Source organism: Serratia sp. CY82433, from assembly GCF_052166535.1.
GTDB lineage: Bacteria > Pseudomonadota > Gammaproteobacteria > Enterobacterales > Enterobacteriaceae > Serratia > Serratia sarumanii.
This window is the reverse complement of record NZ_JBJNOR010000007.1, coordinates 169,064-188,755: the sequence shown is the minus strand read 5'-3', so window position 1 is coordinate 188,755 and position 19,692 is coordinate 169,064. Positions and strand designations below refer to the sequence as shown.

The window sequence follows — 19,692 nt, the reverse complement described above, 5'->3', positions numbered from 1 at the left end:
GTGTCGAGGACGCCGATGAACTTTTGGCTTGTGGTTGTGATGTTGTGTTTGCAAATTGTCCGGCGATTCCGGACATGGTAGCTAGGCTACTGTTTTTTCACTTCCTGTACATTTACCCTGTCTGTCCATAGTGATTTTATGCAGCACCGCAAAACTTGCGGTGCTTTTTTTTGCCTGACGGTTACTGGTTGCTTTCAACCATCTCTTTCACATCGGCGCGGTTGATCTGCTGCTCGACGCCGTTGGCGTCTTTATAGCTGATCATGCCGGTATCGTTGTCCACTTTTGGCTTGCCGTCAGCGACAATGGTGCGTCCGTCATTGGTATGCATCACGTAGTTGCTGGAACAGGCGGCCAGGGTAAACGTAAGCATCAGGGCAGAGAGAACTGCGGCTGTTTTCTTCATTGAGGACTCCTTTTTAGTTTTAAATGCTGATAAATACCTTTTATGTGTATAGATGCGATTAATAAGCGCACATTTAATAGCATAACAAACTTTCCCAATTTTGCCAGGCGATAAGTCCTAATAGGCAGGATCGCTTGTCTCCGGCGGCAAAATAGGACAGGATCCCCCATCGACTCAAGCCAGTGACAATCAGGGTATGACGCCTTTTAACCCCAGCCTTTTTCGCCAACAGTTTCCCGCGCTCGCGCAGGACGGCATCTATCTGGACAGCGCCGCCACCGCGTTAAAACCGCAGGCGGTGATCGACGCCACGCAGCAATTTTATCGCGATGACGCCGCCACCGTGCACCGCAGCCAGCATCGGGCGGCGCAGGATCTGACCGCCCGCTTCGAGCAGGCGCGCGGCCAGGTGGCGCAGCTGATCAATGCGCCGTCGGCCGACGACATCGTCTGGACGCGCGGCACCACCGAAGCGATCAACCTGGTGGCGCAGAGCTACCTGCGTCCGCGTCTGCAGCCGGGCGATGAAATCCTGGTGAGCGAAGCGGAACACCACGCCAACCTGATCCCCTGGCTGATGGTGGCGGAACAAACCGGCGCGCGGGTGGTGAAACTGCCGATCGGCGCCGATCGGTTGCCGGATTTGACGCAGCTGCCCACCCTGCTCAACGACAAAACCCGCCTGTTGGCGCTGGGGCAAATGTCCAACGTCACCGGCGGCTGCCCGGATCTGGCGCCGGCGATCGCGATGGCGCATGCCGCCGGCGCACGCGTGATGATCGACGGCGCACAGGGCGTGGTTCACGGCCCGGCCGACGTACGGCTGCTCGACATCGACTTCTACGCCTTTTCCGGCCACAAGCTGTATGGCCCGACTGGCATCGGCGCGCTGTACGGCAAAGCCGAGCTGCTGGCGCAGATGGCACCCTGGCAAGGCGGCGGCAAGATGCTGACCCAGGCATCGTTCGACGGCTTTACCCCGCAAAAGCCGCCGCATCGCTTCGAAGCCGGCACGCCAAATATCGCCGGCGTGCTGGGGTTGGCCGCGGCGCTCACCTGGCTCAGCGAGCAGGACATGGCGGCGGCGGAGCGCTACAGCCGCGAGCTGGCGGACCAGGCGGAACAGCGGCTGGCGCAGCTGCCGGGCTTTCGCAGCTTCCGCAGCTCCGGCTCCAGCCTGCTGGCGTTCGACATCGCCGGCGTACACCACAGCGACATCGTCACCCTGCTGGCGGAGCAAGGCATTGCGCTGCGCGCCGGCCAACACTGCGCGCAGCCGCTGATGGCGGCGTTGGGCGTCAGCGGCACGCTGCGCGCGTCGTTCGCCCCCTACAATACGCAACAGGACGTCGATACGCTGGTCAGCGCGTTGACTCACGCCCTCGATCTGCTGGCCGACTGACTTGATTCCCGGAGACGCTATGCTCGCCCCCCATCCTTTTGGCCGAGAGGTCACCGCCGAGGCGTTGATCGCCACCTTCAGCACGCTGAAACAGTGGGAAGATCGCTACCGCCAGCTGATTATGCTCGCGAAACGGCTGCCGCCGCTGCCGGAGGCCTTGCGCAGTGAAGAAATGGCGTTGAGCGGCTGTGAAAACCGCGTCTGGTTGGGGCACCAGTTGCTGGAAGACGGCACGCTGCACTTCTATGGCGACAGCGAAGGCCGCATCGTGCGCGGCCTGCTGGCGGTACTGCTGACCGAAGTGGAAGGGAAAACGCCGCAGCAGATCGCCGCATTGGATCCGCTGGCGCTGTTCGACCGGTTAGCGCTGCGCGCCCAGCTGAGCGCCACCCGCGCCGGCGGCCTGGCGGCATTGGCCGCCGCCGTCAAGGCGATCGCCGCCCGTTACGCCTGAGGCGCCGCCTTCGCCACCATCTTTTTCAGCGCGTGCGACACGGCGACGAAGCCGAAAGTAGCGGTGACCATGGTCGCCGCGCCGAACCCCGCGCTGCAATCCATTCTTTTCGGCCCTTCCGCCGTGCTGCGTGAAGCGCACACCGAACCGTCCGGCTGCGGATAAACCAGCGGCTCGCTGGAGAAGACGCAGTCGATGCCCAGCTTGCCCTTGCCGTTTTTCACCACGTTGAAATCGTGCTTCAGCCGCTCGCGCAGCTTGGCGGCCAGCGGATCCTGGATGGTTTTCGCCAGATCGGCCACTTCGATCTTGGTCGGGTCAATCTGCCCGCCGGCGCCGCCGGTGGTCACCACCGGGATCTTGAAGCGGCGGCAGTATGACAGCAACGCCGCCTTCGGCCGCACGCTGTCGATCGCGTCGATGACGTAGCTGAAGTTATGGTCCAGCAGCTCGGCAACGTTGTCCGGGGTGATGAAATCGTCGATGCAGGTCACCCGGCATTCCGGGTTAATCGCCAGGATACGCTCCGCCATCACCTCGGTTTTCGATTGCCCGACGTGTTGGCGCAACGCGTGGATCTGGCGGTTGGTATTGGTGACGCAAACATCATCCATGTCGATCAGGGTGATGGCGCCGATGCCGGTGCGCGCCAGCGCCTCAGCCGCCCAGGAACCCACGCCGCCGATGCCGATCACGCAGACGTGCGCCTGCGCGAACACCGCCAGCGCCTGCTGGCCGTACAACCGCGCCGTGCCGCCGAAACGCTGCAGATAGGCTTCCGAATAAGCTGTGCTCATAACGCTTTAATTACCTTCGTAATGCAAATGATAAGGGCCGGAAAATCCGGCCCTTGCGGGTCACTCTTTTCACGCCGTATGCGTTTACCGGGTGGCCAGCAACGAACCGCCGCCGTTTGACTGATTGGCGCTGAACAGCTGACCGCCGCCGTTGTTCTTCAGCACCCAGACGCGGCCGTAGTGGTTGTAGTACCCCGCCGAGTGGCCGGCTTCCGGTCCGATGCCCTGATACATGTCAAAATGCTGGCCCTTGATGGCGCCGCCCACGTCGAGCGCGACCATCAGGCGCATCTCGTATTTTCCCGTGAATTTACCCTTGTTGTCCAGCAGCGGCACTTCGGCCAGCAGCGTGGTGCCCGCCGGGATCAGCGAACGGTCGGAAGCCACCGAGGCTTTGGCGATCAGCGGCACCGCGCTGGCGCCTCTCACCGGCGCAAAAGCTTCCGGGCGGAAGAACACGAACGATGGGTTTTGCTCCAGCAGCTCACGCACCTCTGCGGCGCTGTGGGTATCCGCCCACTGACGGATCGCCTGCATCGACATGTCCGCCTTGGCCACTTCACCGCGATCGATCAGCACCTTGCCGATGCTGCGATAGGCGTGGCCGTTCTTGCCGCCGTAGCCGAAGAACACCAGCGGCTGGCCGTTGCCGTAGTCGACATAGCCGCTGCCCTGGACTTCCATCATGAAGTTGTCCATCAGCGAGTTGGTGTAAGCGATGATATAGCGATCGTCGAGCGCGCCGGAATAGATGCCCGCGCGATCCGGCAAGCGGCCCCTGCCCTTCGGCGGCATGCGGTACAGCGGATAGCGGAACTCGCCCTGTTGGGTATAGCTCGCCTGCACCACCGGCGTGTAGTAGCCGGTAAACTGCACGTTGCCGTAATTGTCGACGCCTTCCATCTGGTAAGCGCTGAGGCCGTACTGGCTCAGCATGCGCGTGTCGGCGCCGGACGCCATCCAATTTTGTACCGCCTGATAGGTGCCGTTGTTGCGGTTGAACAGCGAAGGCGACGCGTACTTGATCTCCATCAGCTGATCCGAATAATCCTTGGCGTTGACCGGCGAACCTTTGGCGTTGGGCTGATTGACCAGCTCCAGCGACTGATCCAGACGGCCGTCTTTATATTGCTGACCCCGATCGGTCGGCTTGGACGAACAGCCCGCCAACACCGCCACCATCAACCCGCCCAGCAGGTATTTGCCCCAACGTCCTTTCATCGCGCACACTCTCAAACTGATATGATCTACCGGCTGAACGATAACAAACGCTCATTGATAAAGGAATCGCTGCAAATAAAAAAAGCCGCACGGAGGATGGTGATGAAAAAGAAGGCAAATTGCGGGCAAATTCAGCAGAAAAACGGGTTTAGGCCAATAAAATGCAAAAAGGGTTTGCAACAAAACGCATGGAGAGTATAGTGCGCATCCATCGGACGCGGGGTGGAGCAGCCTGGTAGCTCGTCGGGCTCATAACCCGAAGGTCGTCGGTTCAAATCCGGCCCCCGCAACCAACCGATGCCGCAGCGGCGGTATTTTGCGTTTGGTTTCGATAACAAAGTATTACACGGACGCGGGGTGGAGCAGCCTGGTAGCTCGTCGGGCTCATAACCCGAAGGTCGTCGGTTCAAATCCGGCCCCCGCAACCAACCGAATGTCGTACCAGCGGCATAACATGAAACGGTAGTTCGTAGTAATACAGCATCAAGACGGACGCGGGGTGGAGCAGCCTGGTAGCTCGTCGGGCTCATAACCCGAAGGTCGTCGGTTCAAATCCGGCCCCCGCAACCAACTCTTGATGACAACAGACAAGCACCCTGACGGGTGTTTTTTTGTATCTGCAATCCGCGAAACTAGCCGGACTCGCGCCCGGCCCTGCCTCTATCGGCTCGCCAGCGCGCCGCCGTTGGCGAAATAAGCCTTGATGCCCGCCAGAATCGACTCCGCCACCTGCTGCTGGAAATGGCTGGTGCGCAGCTTGCGCTCCTCTTCGATATTGCTGATAAACGCCGTCTCCACCAGGATCGACGGGATATCCGGCGCCTTTAACACCGCAAAACCGGCCTGATCGACGCGATTCTTGTGCAGCCGGTTGATTTTCCCCATCCGATTCAACACTTCCTTGCCGAACTTCAGGCTGTCGTTGATGGTCGCGGTCTGGATCAGATCGAACATGGTGTGGTCGAGATAACGGTCGCCGCTCTTGCTGACGCCGCCGATTTGGTCCGAGGCGTTCTGCGTCTGCGCCAGGAACTTGGCCGCCGAGCTGGTGGCGCCCTTGGTGGACAACGCGAACACCGATGAACCGCGCGCGGCGCGGCTGGTGAAGGCGTCGGCGTGAATCGAAACGAACAAATCCGCGCGCTGCTTGCGCGCCTTGGCGACGCGCACCTTGAGCGGGATAAACACGTCTTCGTTGCGCGTCATGAACACTTTCATGTTTGGCTCGCGCTTGATCATGGCGCTCAGCTTGCGGGCAATCTGCAACACAATGTCTTTCTCGCGCGTCTTGTACTTGCCGATAGCGCCGGGATCTTCGCCGCCGTGGCCGGGATCCAGCATGATGACGATCGGCCGATCGCGCCCCGCCTTACCGGCCTGCGGCGCTTCCGGCGGCAGCGTGCGCTCCAGATCGCCCTTGTTGTAATCTTCCAGTAACGCCAGCAGCGGATCATACTCCTCGCCGCCGCTGCTGCCCTTGGTCGGATAGAGATCCATCACCAGGCGATTGCGATACTCCGGCACCGGCGCCAGCGTAAAAATATGCGGGCTGACGCTCTGCTTGAGCTCCAGCACCAGCCGCACGGTATTCTGATCGAACTGGCCGACGCGCGCCTGCTTGAGATACGGATCGTCGGCGCGCACCTGCCCGGCGATGCCTTTCAGCACGCTGTTGAGGTGGACGCCTTCGATATCCACCACCACGCGATCAGGATTGGTCAGGGCAAACTGCTTGTATTTCAGCTCGACGTTGGATTCCAGCGTGACGCGGGTATAGGTGGAGGATGGCCAGACGCGCACGGCGATCACGTGCGATGACGCGGCGAAGCCCGTGCGACTCACACTCAGCAACCAGCTGGCGGCAACGCCCTGTAATAAACGACGGCGGCCCAGATTGTGATTAGAGTTTGGCATGCGGCTCCGGCAGTAATAGCTGTTTACAACAGATGAAAAAAACATCAATAAAATGGGGATGCCGAAAACTTTAACCAATCATTCCAGCCCTGTCATCAGAAAATCTTTTTATGGTTTTTCAATTTATTAACGATTTGGCGCCCTTAGCGCACTCTTCATGATGATTTCTCGCTTGCCATCGGCGCCATAAAAGAATAAAAATACAAAAATACCGTATAAATATGCAAAAGAGGTTTGTCGTGAAGGAACGTAGTACAGAGCTGGTGCAAGGATTCCGTCACTCAGTCCCCTATATCAACGCCCACCGCGGCAAAACGTTTGTCATCATGCTCGGCGGGGAAGCCATCGAACACGAGAATTTCTCCAACATCGTCAATGATATCGGGCTGCTGCATAGTCTGGGCATTCGCCTGGTGGTGGTTTACGGCGCGCGGCCGCAGATCGACGCTAACCTGGCGCAGCATAACTTTGAGCCGATCTACCACAAGCACACCCGCGTGACCGACGCCCATACGCTCGAACTGGTCAAGCAAGCCGCCGGTTTGTTGCAGCTCGACATCACCGCCCGGCTGTCGATGAGCCTCAACAATACGCCGCTGCAGGGCGCGCATATCAACGTGGTCAGCGGCAACTTCATCATCGCGCAACCGCTGGGCATCGATGACGGTATCGACTACTGTCACAGCGGCCGCATTCGCCGCATCGATGAAGACGCGATCCACCGCCAGCTCGACAGCAACGCCATCGTGCTGATCGGCCCGGTCGCGGTTTCCGTTACCGGCGAGAGCTTCAACCTGACCTCGGAAGAAGTGGCCACCCAGCTGGCAATCAAGCTGAAAGCGGAAAAAATGATCGGCTTCTGCTCCTCGCAGGGCGTGACCGACGCGGAGGGTAACATCCTTTCCGAGCTGTTCCCCAACGACGCGCAAAAGCGCCTTGAAGAGCTGGAAGAAGGCGGCGATTACCATTCCGGCACCGTGCGCTTCCTGCGCGGTGCGGTGAAAGGCTGCCGCAGCGGCGTGCGCCGCAGCCACCTGATCAGCTATCAAGAGGACGGTGCGCTGGTGCAGGAACTGTTCTCGCGCGACGGCATCGGCACCCAAATCGTGATGGAGAGCGCCGAACAGGTGCGCCGGGCGACGATCAACGACATCGGCGGCATCCTGGAGCTGATTCGGCCACTCGAGCAGCAGGGTATTCTGGTGCGCCGTTCGCGTGAACAGCTGGAGATGGAAATCGACAAGTTCACCATTATCGAACGCGACAACCTGACCATCGCCTGCGCGGCGCTGTACCCGTTCTTGGAGGAAAAAATCGGTGAGATGGCCTGTGTCGCGGTACACCCCGATTACCGCAGCTCATCACGCGGCGAGATGCTGCTGCAGCGAGTGGAAAATCAGGCCCGGCAGATGGGATTGAAGAAGCTGTTCGTGCTGACCACCCGCAGCATCCACTGGTTCCAGGAGCGTGGCTTTACCCCGGCGGAGGTCGACGTGCTGCCGATGCAGAAACAGGCGTTGTACAACTACCAGCGCCGCTCCAAAATTCTGCTGGCGGATCTGTAATCCCTGCGGGCGCGGCCGTTGCCGCGCCCCTCAGCGCTTATTCCGTCGCCTGCAGCCGTTCAGCCAATCCGCTGCGGCGCTGGGTCGGCGTGCGAATGGCCCGCAGCAGCACCGCCTCCGCAGCGTACAGCGAAAGCAGCTTACGCGCGCGAGTGATCGCGGTATAGACCAGCTCACGCGTCAGCACCGGCAGAAAGTGATTCGGCAACACCAGCACCGTATGGTCAAACTCCGATCCCTGAGATTTGTGCACCGTCATCGCATAAGCGGTTTCATGCGCCGGCAAACGGCTTGGCTGTACCGACTTGATGCTGCCGTCGGGCAGTTGGAAATGCACGCGCAGATCGCCGTGCTCATCCGGCAACGTAATGCCGATATCCCCATTGAACAGCCCCAGCGCGCTGTCATTGCGGCCGATCATCACCGGCCGCCCCCGGTACCAGCGGCCGAGTACGCCCGGCTTGCGGTCAATTAAACCGGCACGCTGCAGCCCGAGCTCAATGCGCTCGTTCAGGCCGGCGACGCCGAACGGCCCTTCACGCAGCGCGCACAGCACCTGGAAACGGCCAAAGGCCGCCAGCACCGTCGCCGCGTCCGCCCCTTCTGCGGTCAGCCGCAAATAGTCGCGGTAGCCCGCCACGCAGGCATCCAACAGCGCCTGATACTCTTCGCTCGTCGCCAGCGCATAGCCCGCAACATCACCGAAACTGCCGTTTAATGCCGCCAGCGCGCGATCCCCCGCTCCGGCGTTGACCGCCAACGCCAGCTGACCGATGCCGGAACGGGCGTCGAAGCGATAGCTCTTGCGCAGCAGGCACAGGCTGTCGCGCACCGCCGCTTCCGCGTCGGCCTGCTGGCCCGTGAGCGAACAACCGGTCAGGCGGCTCAGCTCAGCGGCGCGCGCATCGCTGTATCCCTGCTCGGCAAAACGGCAAATATCGCCCAGCACCGCGCCGGCCTCCACCGAAGCCAGCTGATCGCGGTCGCCGAGGAAAATCACCCGCGCCCGATCGGGCAGCGCGGCAATCAGGCGCGCCATCATCGGCAGATCGACCATCGAGGCCTCATCCACCACCAGCACATCCAAATGCAGCCGGTTGCCACGGTGATAACGCATGCGCTGACTGTTCGGTTGCGCCCCCAACAGACGGTGCAACGTCGCCGCCTCCGTCGGGAACAGCGCCTGCTGCGCCGGGGTCAACGCCAGCTGGCGGCTGGCGCTGCCAAGCGACTCCGTCAGGCGCGCCGCCGCCTTGCCGGTCGGCGCCGCCAGCTGAATGCGCAAGCGCGCGCTTTCATCCAGCTGCACCAGCGCCGCCAACAGTTTGGCGACGGTGGTGGTTTTACCGGTGCCCGGCCCGCCGGAAATGACCGCAATGCGCCGCGTGGCGGCCACCGCGGCGGCGATTTTCTGCCAGTCGGGCTCGTCGCTCGCGGCGCCGAACAAGCGGTCGAGAATGGTGCGCAGCTCAGCCTCCGGCACCGCCAGCGATTCGCCTTCACCGCCGATAAACGCCGCCACTTCGCCTTCGTTTTGCCACATGCGCTGCAGATACAGGCGCGGCCCGCGCAGCACCAGCGGCGTAGCGCCGCTGCCGTCCCCGACCGCCGCGCTGGTCGCCAAACGCTGCTGCCAACGCGCGCTATCCGGCCGCCCGGCCGCCTCCCACACCGCCAGCGCCAACGCCGGCTGGCGCCCTTCAAACAGCGTGTCCGCCTGCAGCTGCTCCAGCATCAGGCAGACGTGACCGGCCCCCGCCTCTGCGCTCAGGCAGGCGGCGGCCAGCAAAATATCGGGCTCGTCTTCGCTCGCCACCACGCGGGCGAACTGCACGTCCAGCGGGCGCAGCACGCCAAGCGCCACCGCCTGCTCCAGCAGTGCGATCATGATCCTTCCTCCGTCGCCGCAGCTTCGCCGCTGAACAAGCGATCCATCCCCTCCACCAGCTCAAGCTCGGGGAGACAGGTGAAAATGCCGTTGCCCGGGTGCGCCGCATCCACGCCGCGCAGGAACAGATATATCACCCCGCCAAAATGGCGCCGATAATCGTAATCCGGCAACCGATGACGCAGATAACGATGCAGCGCCAGCGTATACAGCTGGTATTGCAGATCGTAACGATGCTCCGCCATCGCCTGCTCCATCGCCGGCCGGGTATAGGCGCTACTGTCTTCCCCCAGCCAGTTGGATTTGTAGTCCAGCAGGTAGTATTTGCCCTGCCAGCAAAACACCAGGTCGATAAAGCCTTTCAGCATGCCCTGCACCTGATGAAAATCTAGCGCCGGGCAGCGGGCGGAAAGCGGATCGTAACGCTTCATCAGGGCATCGAGCGCCTTCGCCTGCAACAACCGGTTAATCGGCAAATAGAACTGCAGCTCGGCCTGCTTGTGCTGCGGCGTCAGCGCCGACAACGTCACGCCGCTGTCGTCGAGCGGCGTGTTGAGCAACACCTGCATCCACGCCAGCAGAATCGGCTGCCAGTGCTCAGCGAAGCCTTGCTGTTGCAGCTGTGCCAACAGCCACTGTTCGTCCAGCGGCTGGGTGAAGTCCAGCGTTTCAAACAGGCTGTGCAGGAAGGTGCCGGGCGTTGCGCCGCACGGGAAGGTATGCGGTGTGAGCGCTGGCTCACTCTCCTCACCCCGCTCGCCCGCGGCGTCGACATCCAGACGCGGCAGCAGATCCTGCATCAGGCTCGAACCGTGCTGTTGCAAACCGGTATAGCTGGTCACCCGCCAAAAATCCTGGATCCGTCGGGTAAAGCTTTTCGCCGCCAGCGTAGCGGCCAGCGATGCCTGGGGCTGCCAGGGCGCCTCGTCCGGCGGTTCCACCAGCGACAGCGCGATGCCGCCGCCCGCCAATTGCTGCAGGCGCTCCTGCAGATACGCGGCGTCGCCGGCCTGCCCGCCCTGCACCAGATAACCCAATGCGCTGCGGTGCAGATCGGTATCGCCCTGTTTCTTGCGCGTGCCCTGGAACAGCGGCGCGATGCCGATGCTGCAGTGGTACACCGAGCGGGTCAGCGCCACGTACAACAGGCGCAGGTCTTCTGCCAACCGCTCTTCCTCCGCCCAGGCCTGGCTCTCTTCATTGGCGTCGAGATCCAGCAACGCCTGGAAACTGTGGCGATCGTGATACAACGCCTGCTGCTGCTGGCGGAAATTGCCGACGAACGGCAGCCACACCAGATCGAACTCCAGCCCCTTGGATTTATGAATCGTGATCACCTGCACCAGATGCCGGTCGCTCTCCAGCCGCAGTTGCTGATTATCGGACTGGCGATTAGGCTGGGCGATCTGCTGTGCCAGCCAGCGCACCAGCGCATGTTCGCTGTCGAGTTGCGCCGCCGCCTCCTGCAACAGCTCCCCCAGGTGCAGCACGTCGGTCAAACGACGCTCGCCACCGGCGCTGGCCAGCAGGTTCTCCGCCAGTTGGCGCGCTTTCATCACCTCGCTCAGCATCGGCAACACGCCGCGGCGCAGCCAGAGCGTGCGGTAATTATCGAACTCGTTAACCAATGCGTCCCAGGCGCGCTCATCGCGGCTCAGGCCGTCCAGCGTCGGCGCGTCCAGCCCCATAAGACCGGTGGCCATAGCGCTGCGCAGCGTGCGCTCCTGCTCCGGCGCCAACACCGCCTGCAGCAACCACAGCAGGTCTTTGGCCTCCGGGGTGTCGAACACGCTGTCGCGGTTGGACAGATAGACCGACGGAATGGACAGCGCACTCAGCGCATCGCGCACCAGCGCCGCCTCATTGCGGCTGCGCACCAGCACCGTGATATCGGAGGCTTGCACCGGCCGTGGCTCCTTGCCGCCCTGCAGCCACGCCTGGCCCTGCTGCCCGGCGCTGAGCCAGTCGCGAATTTGCGTGGCGCACAGGCGCGCCATCAGCTGTTGGTAATCACTTACACCGGCGCCTTCCCCCTGCTGCAGCCAGAACTGCATCGCCGGTTGCGGCTTGCCGTGCAGGTCAAACGCCAACCCTTGGTTCTTTTCCGCCGCGCTGACCTCGATAAAGGGGATTTGGCCGAACAGGAAAGGCTTTTCTACCTGAGAAAACAGGTGATTGACGCTGGCGACCATCGACGGCGACGAGCGCCAGTTGGTCTCCAGCGTATAGTGGGCGCTCACCTCTGAGCGCGCCCGCATGTAGGTAAAGATGTCGGCGCCACGGAAGGCGTAAATCGCCTGCTTGGGATCGCCGATCAGCAGCAGGCCGCAATCGGGCCGGCCGACGTAAAGCTTTTGGAAAATGCGGTATTGCTGCGGATCGGTGTCCTGGAATTCATCGATCATCGCCACCGGGTAACGCTGGCGGATCGCCTGCGCCAGCTGTTCGCCGCCGCCGCTTTGCAGGGCGCCGTCCAGCCGGCTGAGCAGGTCGTCAAACCCCAGCTCGGCGCGCTGGCGCTTTTCTTGTTGAATGGAAGTGCGGATCTCGCTGAGCGCGCGCGCCATGATCAGGTCGCGCAGCGTCAAGGGCTCATCGAACAGTTCGTCGATCGCCGTGAACAGCGCATGCCGCGGCGGCTCGCCTTTCTTGGTCTTCTCCAGCAGCACCGACTGGCGAAATTTATCCAGTTCCTTCGGCAACTGGTAGTCCTGAGTCTCCTGCCCGCTCCATTCGCCGACCTTGTTCAGCCAGTTCGGCAGGTGCTTGCTGCTGTAGCTGCGCTTATCGACGCCGGACTGGGCGATCAACGCCTCCAGATCGCCCGCCGCCGCACGCCATTGCGCCTTGATGGCATCGATGCGCGCGACGATCTGCTCGTGGCGCATCAGGACGGTTTCTTCCTCTTTCGGCGGCCGGCGCAGCGCCGGCGCCTCACCGTGCAGATAGCCGGAGAGATCGGCCAGCAACGCTTCCGGGCCGCTCCACTCCTGGCTGACCGCACGCGCCACGCCCAGCGGCAACGGATAGCAGTGGCGACGCCAGAAATCGGCACAGGCCTGCCGCCGCAGCGGCAACTCGTCCTGCACCAGCGTTTGTTCAAACAGCATGCCGGATTCGAAGGCGTTGTGCGTCAGCATTCGTTGGCAAAAGCCGTGAATGGTGTAGATCGCCGCTTCGTCCATTTGCCGCTCCGCCGCCAGCAACTGCGAGGCGGCGTCGGTCAAATCGTCAATTTCAGCCATCAGCGCCGAAAACAGCGGGTTGGCGCTGACGCCACGCACGCAGGCGATGCGCAATCCGTGGATATTGTCGCGGATACGCCCGCGCAGCTCCTCGGTGGCGGCCTCGGTAAAGGTCACCACCAGGATTTCTTCGACCGTCAGCGGCCGGGGAAACGCCGCTTCACCGCCCAGCCCCAGCAGCAAACGCAGGTACAGCGCGCCGATGGTAAAGGTTTTGCCTGTGCCCGCCGACGCCTCGATCAGGCGTTCGCCGAACAGCGGCAGCGTCAGCGGCTCCAGCCTCTGCGGGGCAGTTTCCGTCATGGCGTCGCCACTTTGCGCGGCAGGATCTGCTGCAATGCAGACGCGTTCGGATAGGTGACCCAGCCCTTAGGCGCCGCGTAATCCGCCTTGTCTTGCCCGCTGCCGCTCACCTGCGACAGCACAGCCAGCCCCTGTGGCTGGATCACCGCCTGGTGGAAATAATCCGCCAGTTTGGCCGGCGTCAGCTGTTGCACCTGCGCGATCAGCTTCTGACGAGTATCGAAGGCGAAATTGCCGCGATCGAAATCGTTGGCGAACCGGCTGGCCTCCTCGCTCAGGGTTTGCGGCCGCTGCTTCAGCTCATTGATGAGCGCCTGTTTGTACTGCTCAAAGTCCGCTTCGCTCATGTCGCGCAAGCGTTTCTCGGTTTTCGGGTAGAAATCCTGATAGCGCTGGTACAGGTATGCCGGCTGTTTGCTGTTGCTCTGCAACAGGAAGCCCACGCCCCATTGGCGCCCCACCGACATCGGGAAGGCGAAGACCGCATACCCCAATTGCTCCTGAGTGCGCAGCTGGCTATAGAACCACGGCTGAATAATCTGCCCCAGCAATGAGCTGTAGGCCATGCCGGCCACTTCGTCGTAACCGGTCGGCACATAGACCGCCGCCAGCGCCGAATCGGTGCTGCTGCCCACCTGTTGCAGATTGGCCAGATGATTTTTGTCCACCACCACGTCTTCGCCGTGCCACCATTCGATGCCGGTACAGCCCAGGCGATGTTTCAGCGTCGACGCCAGCTTGTCGACCTGCTGCTTGCTCATGTTGCCCACCACCAGCAGCTCCGGCGTGGCCTCGGCCAGCAGGCTGTCGCGATAGGCCAGCACGTCTTTCAGCGTCAGCGTCTTCAGCACTTCGCGGCGTTCGCTGCGTTCGGAATACGGCACGCGGGAAACCATCTGCACCGGCTGAATGGCCAATTCAAACGCCTTGCCCTTCTCGGCGGCGTCCAACTGCTCCAGGTACCAGGACTTGGCCTGCGCCAGCTGATCTTCCGTCGGCGTGAAGCTGGAATAGCCCTCGATCAGCGCCGTCAGCAACTGCGGCAGGCGCTGGGTAAAGCCGTTGGCGTTAAACATCAGGCCGTTGTTCGGCGAGGTCGAGAAGCTCAACCCGCCAACCGATGCCTGATAGCTCAGCTGATCCAGCGCGAGGCCGGCCAGATAATCCGTCAGCGAGAACAGCACCTGGTTGCGCGCGGAATCCATGGTCTTGGCGTTGCGGAAAGCGACGGTGACGTCGGCCTTCGGCTCATCGGCGAAGTAACGGCTCGGCATGTACAGCACACGCAGGCCGGGGTTATCCACCACCATTTCCGGCTTTTTGAACTCGTGCGACGGCTTGGTCAGGGTAAAGTCATCCGGGATGTACGGATTGAGCGTCGGTAACGACAGGGAAATCCCACTCCCCAACTGCTGCCACTGCGTAAAGCGCTGCGGCGTGATTTTGTCGACCTGGTAATGCGCGTTGACGAAATAGGCCGTCTTGTTGTGCGGCTCATCCGGGCTGACGAACCAGATGCGGGCGTTTTGCGGCGTCATGGCGTCCAGGCGTTCGGCGATCGCCTTAGGATCATAGCGATCGGCCAGGTAAGGCGCATCCAGCGCATGTTCAACCGGCACGCGCAGCATGGTGTCCACCAGCCATTCGATGTAGTCCATGTCGCGCGTGATCGACGGATAACGGAAATCCAGATTCAGAACATGCGAGATTTCGTCGAAGTAACTTTGCTTGATGCCTTCGCTGCGCAGCATTTTCAGGTAGTTGAAAATGGCGGCGACGACCTCGTCGCGCTTGGCCAGGCCTTTGTCGGTCAGTGAAACGCTGATGGCGAAGACGCCGCCGTTGCGATCCACCATCGGATCGGCGCCGGCATTTATGGCGTCCGCCAGCCCCTGCTTCTGCAACCAGTCAGACAGGGTGTTCTTGCTGCGGTTGCCGATCAGGTAGCTGATGTAGGTATCGGTTTTGCTGCGAAACGCGGCGCTGTTGTTATCGATGCGAAACTCGACCTTCAGCTGTTTGCGCGGCTGTGCCGGCACATAGTGAATGATGATGCCCTGTTGTTCCGGCGTCACCGCCGGCACGGTGATCGGCGGCACGCTGGCGTCGTGATTCGGCACGCGGCCAAAGGTTTTCGCCGCAATATCAGCCAGCTGAGGCAGCGGCTGATTGCCGTACAAAACGCCCATCATCAAATTGGCGGAATAGTAGCGCTTATAGAAGCCGGTCAGCTCATCGTGCAGCTTGCTGTCCGGCTTGTCTTTCAGCGTATCGAGATTGCCGCCGGAGAAGCGCGCGCTCGGGTGCGCCGGGTTAAGGGTTTCCGCGCCCACCTGCGCCATACGCATACCGTCGCGCGAACGCGCCATCGTCAACTCGGCGTTAACCGCGTTGCGCTCACGGTCGGCATTGCCCGGATCCAGCAGCGGCTCGGCAATGGCGTCGGCCATGCGATCGACCGCCGGCTCCAGCGCGTCATTTTCCACTTCCAGATAGAAGGCGGTGCGATAAGAAGCCGTGCTGGCGTTGTGGCTGCCGCCATGCTTTTTCAGGAACTCGGACAGGTTTTCCGGCTCTGGATAGCGCTTGGAGCCCATCAGCACCATATGTTCCAGATAGTGCGCCAAACCCAGTTGGCTGTTCGGATCTTCAAGCGAGCCGACCGGCAATGCCAGCGCCGCCAGCGATTTCGGCGCCTGGGCATCGGACACCAGCAACACCGTCATGCCGTTAGTCAATTTGATCGCCTCATACTGACGCGGATCGTGTTCGCTTTTGTTGATCTTCTCCGCCAGCGGTTGCCATCCTTGCGCGGCCCAACTCAACGGCGCCCAACACATAGCCAATAATACCAGCCCGGTGATACGGGCCAACTGTCTGCGCATATCCAAAATAAACCCCTATTCTGACGTCGCTGCGCCCACTCCCTGACGGTGGCGACGTTCATCAAAACCACATAACCAAATCTGTACTCACCGGGTTCTTCGCCAATATGCCGACCCGAACTCGGCGGGTATATGCCTGTACGTTATGTAAGACCGGGAATGACCCCAATGGTTGAATATAACCTTCGTTATTTTTACCACCTACCGCCGCACAGCACCACCGGGGGATTGTTACCCCAGGTTATGCCGCGCCACCGGCAGCAGATAACGCTCTGTTTCGGCCAGTATTTGCGCTAAGTATTCATTATCCAATTGGCGAAACACTCGCTGCACGTAGGGATCTTCCCCTTCTCCGGGAATGCGCTGATCGCCCTGCCAAGCCTGCAGCAATTTGGCGCGCGCCTTGATTTGCGCTTCTTCCTCCCAGTCGATTTGCTGCGTTTCCGGCAGATAGCACTGACTCAGCCACGCCCAGCCGCTCTTGTTCAGCAACAGCAGCGGCTGACTCAGACCGCGCTGATAGCCCGTCAGCAGTTCCGCCAGCTGCGCCTGTGCCTCTTCAGGCGCCAGCGCGGCAAAGCGCCAGGCGGAGTTCTTGCGGCCATACATGCGGCTCTCGCCGGTGCCGCCGGCGCAGCAGTACACCAGGTGCTCCAGCCACAGCAATATGCCATCCACCGCCGACAGCGTCGCGGGCCGCCAGCGCAACAGGCCGTCACCTTGCACCTGATGCAGCCAGCCGCTGAGGCGCACGCCGGCGATATCGATATCCAGCTCCAGGCTATGGCTCTCTGCGCGTTCCGCACGCACCTGCTCGGCCAGTTCGCTCATCTCTTCCTGCTGCTTTTGCCAATAAATTTCGCCGAAGGCGCCATAGGGCAAGCCGCCGGCGGCGCGCACCCGCTGGAACAGCCGTTCGGGATCGTCGCCGTCGATCAGCGTATTCAGCAGCTGGCTGTTGAACTGGTAGCGGCTGAGGTTATCCAGCGTGAAGGGCTCTTCGTCCGGCAGCTCGGTCTCTTCCAGGATAAAACTGACGCCCAGCCGCAGTTGGAAAAACGCGCGAATCGGATGGCGGTAAAACCGCAGCAGCTCCTCCAGCGATATTTGCTGCAGCGCTTCGGCGGGCAGCGGCTGGTTGAACGCCGGATGCGCCGCACCGCGCCCATCGGCGGCAGGCAGCCACTCGGCGGCATAGCTTTGCGCCTCCGAGCCCGGCAAGAAGTTCTCGGCGGCGAACGGCATGCGCGCGTGCCACTTCAGCAAGTGCTCACCAACCCGCCGGGCGCTGTCGTCTGCGCTAAGCTCTTCATCTCCCGGCAGGCAATAGCTTTGTTCCAGGTACTCCAGCAGCTCGGTGACCAGTACCGAAGGGTAGCGCGGGCTGTTGTCCTGAATGGAACGGCCGATGAAGCTGATATACAGCCGCTGTTGCGCGGACAAAATCGCTTCCAGGAACAGATAACGGTCGTCATCGCGTCGGCTGCGGTCGCCGCGTTTGACCTGCTGCGCCATCAGATCGAAACCCAGCGGCGGCAGCGTGCGCGGATACACGCCGTCGTTCATGCCCAACAGGCACACCACCTTGAACGGAATGGAACGCATCGGCATCAGCGTACAGAAGTTGATTTGCCCGGCGAGGAAGCGCTGGCTGATGCGCTCCTGATCGAGACGCGCCGCCAGATCGTCCCGCAGAATGGTCAACGGCACTTCATCGGGATAGCGCGCCGCCAGGCCAAAATTGATGGCCTGCTGCCACTGCTGTTCGATCAGCGCCAGCACCACCTCGGTGTCGCTGTCCGCAGCGAAGAAAGCATCCAGCAGTTGCCGGCACAGCGGCAGCCACGCCTCGAGCGGGCGCGCTTCGCTCAAGATTTGCCGCCAGTGGCTGAGCTGCGCCAGCAGGTCTGCCAGCTGCCCCGCCAGTTCGGCGACCAATCCGCTCGATTCGTCGTAAGGCAAAATGCCCTGCCAATCGCCGGCATTGCTGTCCATCGCGTAGCCAAGCAACATGCGCGTGATGCCAAAGCGCCAGGTATGTTGGCCGGTGGCGGGCAGATCCAGTTCGCGCACGTTATCGTCGTCCAGGCCCCAGCGCACGCCGGATTCACCGACCCAATGGCGCAGCAGGCGCAGCCCCTCTTCGCCAATGGCGAAACGGGCGGCCAGGGCCGGCACCTCAAGCAGCGCCAGCACCTGTTCCGAGGTAAAACGGCTTTGCGGCAGATCGAGCAGTGAAATGAACGCCTGCAGCGCAGGATGCGCCTGGCGCGCTTTACGGTCGGAAATGGCGAACGGCAGGTAGCGCTCGGCAGGGGCATTGCCGAACACCGCCTGAATGTAAGGCGTGTAGCTGTCGATATCCGCGACCATCACGATGATGTCGCGCGGCGTCAACGACGGATCCTTCGCCAGCATGGTCAGCAGTTGATCGTGCAGCACCTCCACTTCCCGCTGCGGGCTGTGGCAGGCATGCAGGCTGAGGGAGCGGTCGTTCTCATCCAGCGGACGTTTGCTGAAGCTGCTTTCCAGCGTTTCCGCGGTAATACCGATCACCGCATGGTCTTCCAGCTCCAGCATGTCGCGCTGAACGGCGTGCAACATGGTATCGGCCGGGATATCGACAAAGGCGTCAACCTCTTGCGCCCCTTCCATCTGCGACAGCAGATAGAGGTGATCGCGCCCCAGCTTGCCCCAAGAGGCCAGCAGCGGGTTGCTGAGCTGCTGCTGGCCTTCGGCGTCAAACAGGCGCGCCGCGTCATCCGGCTGGCGGAACAGCCCGTGCTCACGAGCCTGGTGGTAGTGACGGCGTTTGCGGCTCTGCAAGCGAGCCAGGAAAGCGTAATCCTGAATATCGCCCCAATAGTAGCGACAGGGGTTGGTGAACATCAGGTGGATATCGATATGCCGCCCCAGCGCCTGCAGCGCTTCCAGATAGACCGGCGGCAACGCCGAGATGCCGCAGATAAACACCCGCGGCGGCAACCCGGGCGGGCAGGTTTTTGCCTGCTCCAGCGCGTGGATAAATCGGCTGTACAGATTGGCGCGGTGCCATTCCGGCTGCCCCAGCTCGCGCGTGTACTCCACCAGCCGCGCCCAGAGCGGCGCCTGCCATTGCTGAGCCTCCGCCAGGCCGTCGATGCGCTCACCGCGCTGCCAGCTCTCCAGCCACTGCGGGCGATAAACCAAATATTGGTCGAACAGGTCGGCGACCCGACCGGCCAACTGGTGAATTTTGCGCTTGTCACCGTCATCGGTCAGATAGTGCTGCAGTGGCGCAAACGCCGGCTGAGTCAGCATCTCCGGCAGCAACCACATCAGCTTCCAGGTCATGGCGTCCTTGCTGAAGGCGCTCTCTTTCGGGATATCCGGCAACACCCGGGTGAACATGTCCCAAATAAAGGTCGCCGGCAGCGGAAACGCAATATTGGCGGCGATGCCGAACTGTTCCGCCAACTGCATCTGCAGCCATTGCGCCATACCGGGGCTCTGCACCAGCACCACTTCCGGTTGAAAAGGATCGGCCAACGGATCTCTGGCTATCAGCGCGCTGGTCAGCGTTTTCAACAAATCCAGCTGATTGGAATGATAAACCGTGAACATCAAGGCTCC

The 19,692-nt window shown here is 61.7% G+C and carries 11 protein-coding genes and 3 tRNA genes; 6 read left to right on the top strand and 8 right to left on the bottom strand.

Annotated elements, in window-relative coordinates; genetic code table 11:
• Positions 1 to 181: 181 nt before the first annotated feature.
• A complete protein-coding gene (locus ACJ8PI_RS23030; protein ID WP_025304050.1) occupies positions 182 to 406 on the bottom strand; it encodes a YgdI/YgdR family lipoprotein in 225 nt (74 codons plus the stop codon).
• Between the two features lie 196 nt (positions 407 to 602).
• Here ACJ8PI_RS23030 and csdA point away from each other — a divergent pair, with 196 nt between their 5' ends.
• Together csdA and csdE are read left to right on the top strand one after the other, a co-directional pair.
• Positions 603 to 1,808 (top strand): cysteine desulfurase CsdA, encoded by a 1,206-nt coding sequence (gene csdA / locus ACJ8PI_RS23025; protein ID WP_039567391.1) that lies wholly within the window; start codon positions 603 to 605, stop codon positions 1,806 to 1,808.
• Positions 1,809 to 1,827: 19 nt separating this feature from the next.
• Complete coding sequence (gene csdE / locus ACJ8PI_RS23020) at positions 1,828 to 2,262, top strand: cysteine desulfurase sulfur acceptor subunit CsdE (protein ID WP_033649797.1); 435 nt, start codon at positions 1,828 to 1,830, stop codon at positions 2,260 to 2,262.
• Here the strand turns inward: csdE and tcdA are convergent.
• The gene (gene tcdA, locus ACJ8PI_RS23015; protein WP_049212978.1) at positions 2,253 to 3,059 is read right to left on the bottom strand and encodes a tRNA cyclic N6-threonylcarbamoyladenosine(37) synthase TcdA; all 807 of its coding nucleotides are present in this window, start codon (positions 3,057 to 3,059) and stop codon (positions 2,253 to 2,255) included. The genes csdE and tcdA overlap by 10 nt on opposite strands.
• Positions 3,060 to 3,143: 84 nt before the next feature.
• Entirely contained in the window at positions 3,144 to 4,280 is a 1,137-nt protein-coding gene (gene mltA, locus ACJ8PI_RS23010; RefSeq protein ID WP_049212977.1) for a murein transglycosylase A, read from the bottom strand.
• A gap of 216 nt (positions 4,281 to 4,496) precedes the next feature.
• Between mltA and ACJ8PI_RS23005 the strand changes: the two genes are divergently transcribed.
• The 3 genes from ACJ8PI_RS23005 to ACJ8PI_RS22995 all read left to right on the top strand — a co-directional run bounded on the left by ACJ8PI_RS23005 (position 4,497) and on the right by ACJ8PI_RS22995 (position 4,850).
• Positions 4,497 to 4,573: transfer RNA gene (locus ACJ8PI_RS23005), tRNA-Met, on the top strand.
• Between the two features lie 58 nt (positions 4,574 to 4,631).
• Positions 4,632 to 4,708, top strand: a tRNA-Met gene (locus tag ACJ8PI_RS23000).
• 65 nt (positions 4,709 to 4,773) lie between these two features.
• A tRNA-Met gene (locus ACJ8PI_RS22995) sits at positions 4,774 to 4,850 on the top strand.
• 90 nt (positions 4,851 to 4,940) lie between these two features.
• On the opposite strand, the gene amiC is transcribed toward ACJ8PI_RS22995, so the two are convergent.
• Positions 4,941 to 6,194, bottom strand: coding sequence for an N-acetylmuramoyl-L-alanine amidase AmiC (gene amiC / locus ACJ8PI_RS22990; protein ID WP_033635752.1), 1,254 nt, complete (start codon positions 6,192 to 6,194; stop codon positions 4,941 to 4,943).
• 221 nt (positions 6,195 to 6,415) lie between these two features.
• On the opposite strand from amiC, the gene argA reads away from it, so the two are divergent.
• Complete coding sequence (gene argA / locus ACJ8PI_RS22985) at positions 6,416 to 7,759, top strand: amino-acid N-acetyltransferase (RefSeq protein ID WP_049232224.1); 1,344 nt, start codon at positions 6,416 to 6,418, stop codon at positions 7,757 to 7,759.
• Positions 7,760 to 7,796: 37 nt separating this feature from the next.
• Here argA and recD read toward each other — a convergent pair whose 3' ends face one another.
• The 4 genes from recD to recC all read right to left on the bottom strand — a co-directional run bounded on the left by recD (position 7,797) and on the right by recC (position 19,683).
• On the bottom strand, positions 7,797 to 9,647 hold the full coding sequence (gene recD / locus ACJ8PI_RS22980) for an exodeoxyribonuclease V subunit alpha (protein ID WP_164134721.1): 1,851 nt from the start codon (positions 9,645 to 9,647) through the stop codon (positions 7,797 to 7,799).
• Positions 9,644 to 13,195, bottom strand: a complete 3,552-nt coding sequence (gene recB, locus ACJ8PI_RS22975) for an exodeoxyribonuclease V subunit beta (protein ID WP_164134720.1) — start codon at positions 13,193 to 13,195, stop codon at positions 9,644 to 9,646. The genes recD and recB overlap by 4 nt, the downstream gene beginning before the upstream one ends.
• Entirely contained in the window at positions 13,192 to 16,080 is a 2,889-nt protein-coding gene (gene ptrA, locus ACJ8PI_RS22970) for a pitrilysin (RefSeq protein WP_442528231.1), read from the bottom strand. Before ptrA ends, recB begins: the two co-directional genes overlap by 4 nt.
• 231 nt (positions 16,081 to 16,311) lie before the next feature.
• Positions 16,312 to 19,683, bottom strand: a complete 3,372-nt coding sequence (gene recC, locus ACJ8PI_RS22965) for an exodeoxyribonuclease V subunit gamma (protein WP_103773102.1) — start codon at positions 19,681 to 19,683, stop codon at positions 16,312 to 16,314.
• Positions 19,684 to 19,692: the final 9 nt, after the last annotated feature.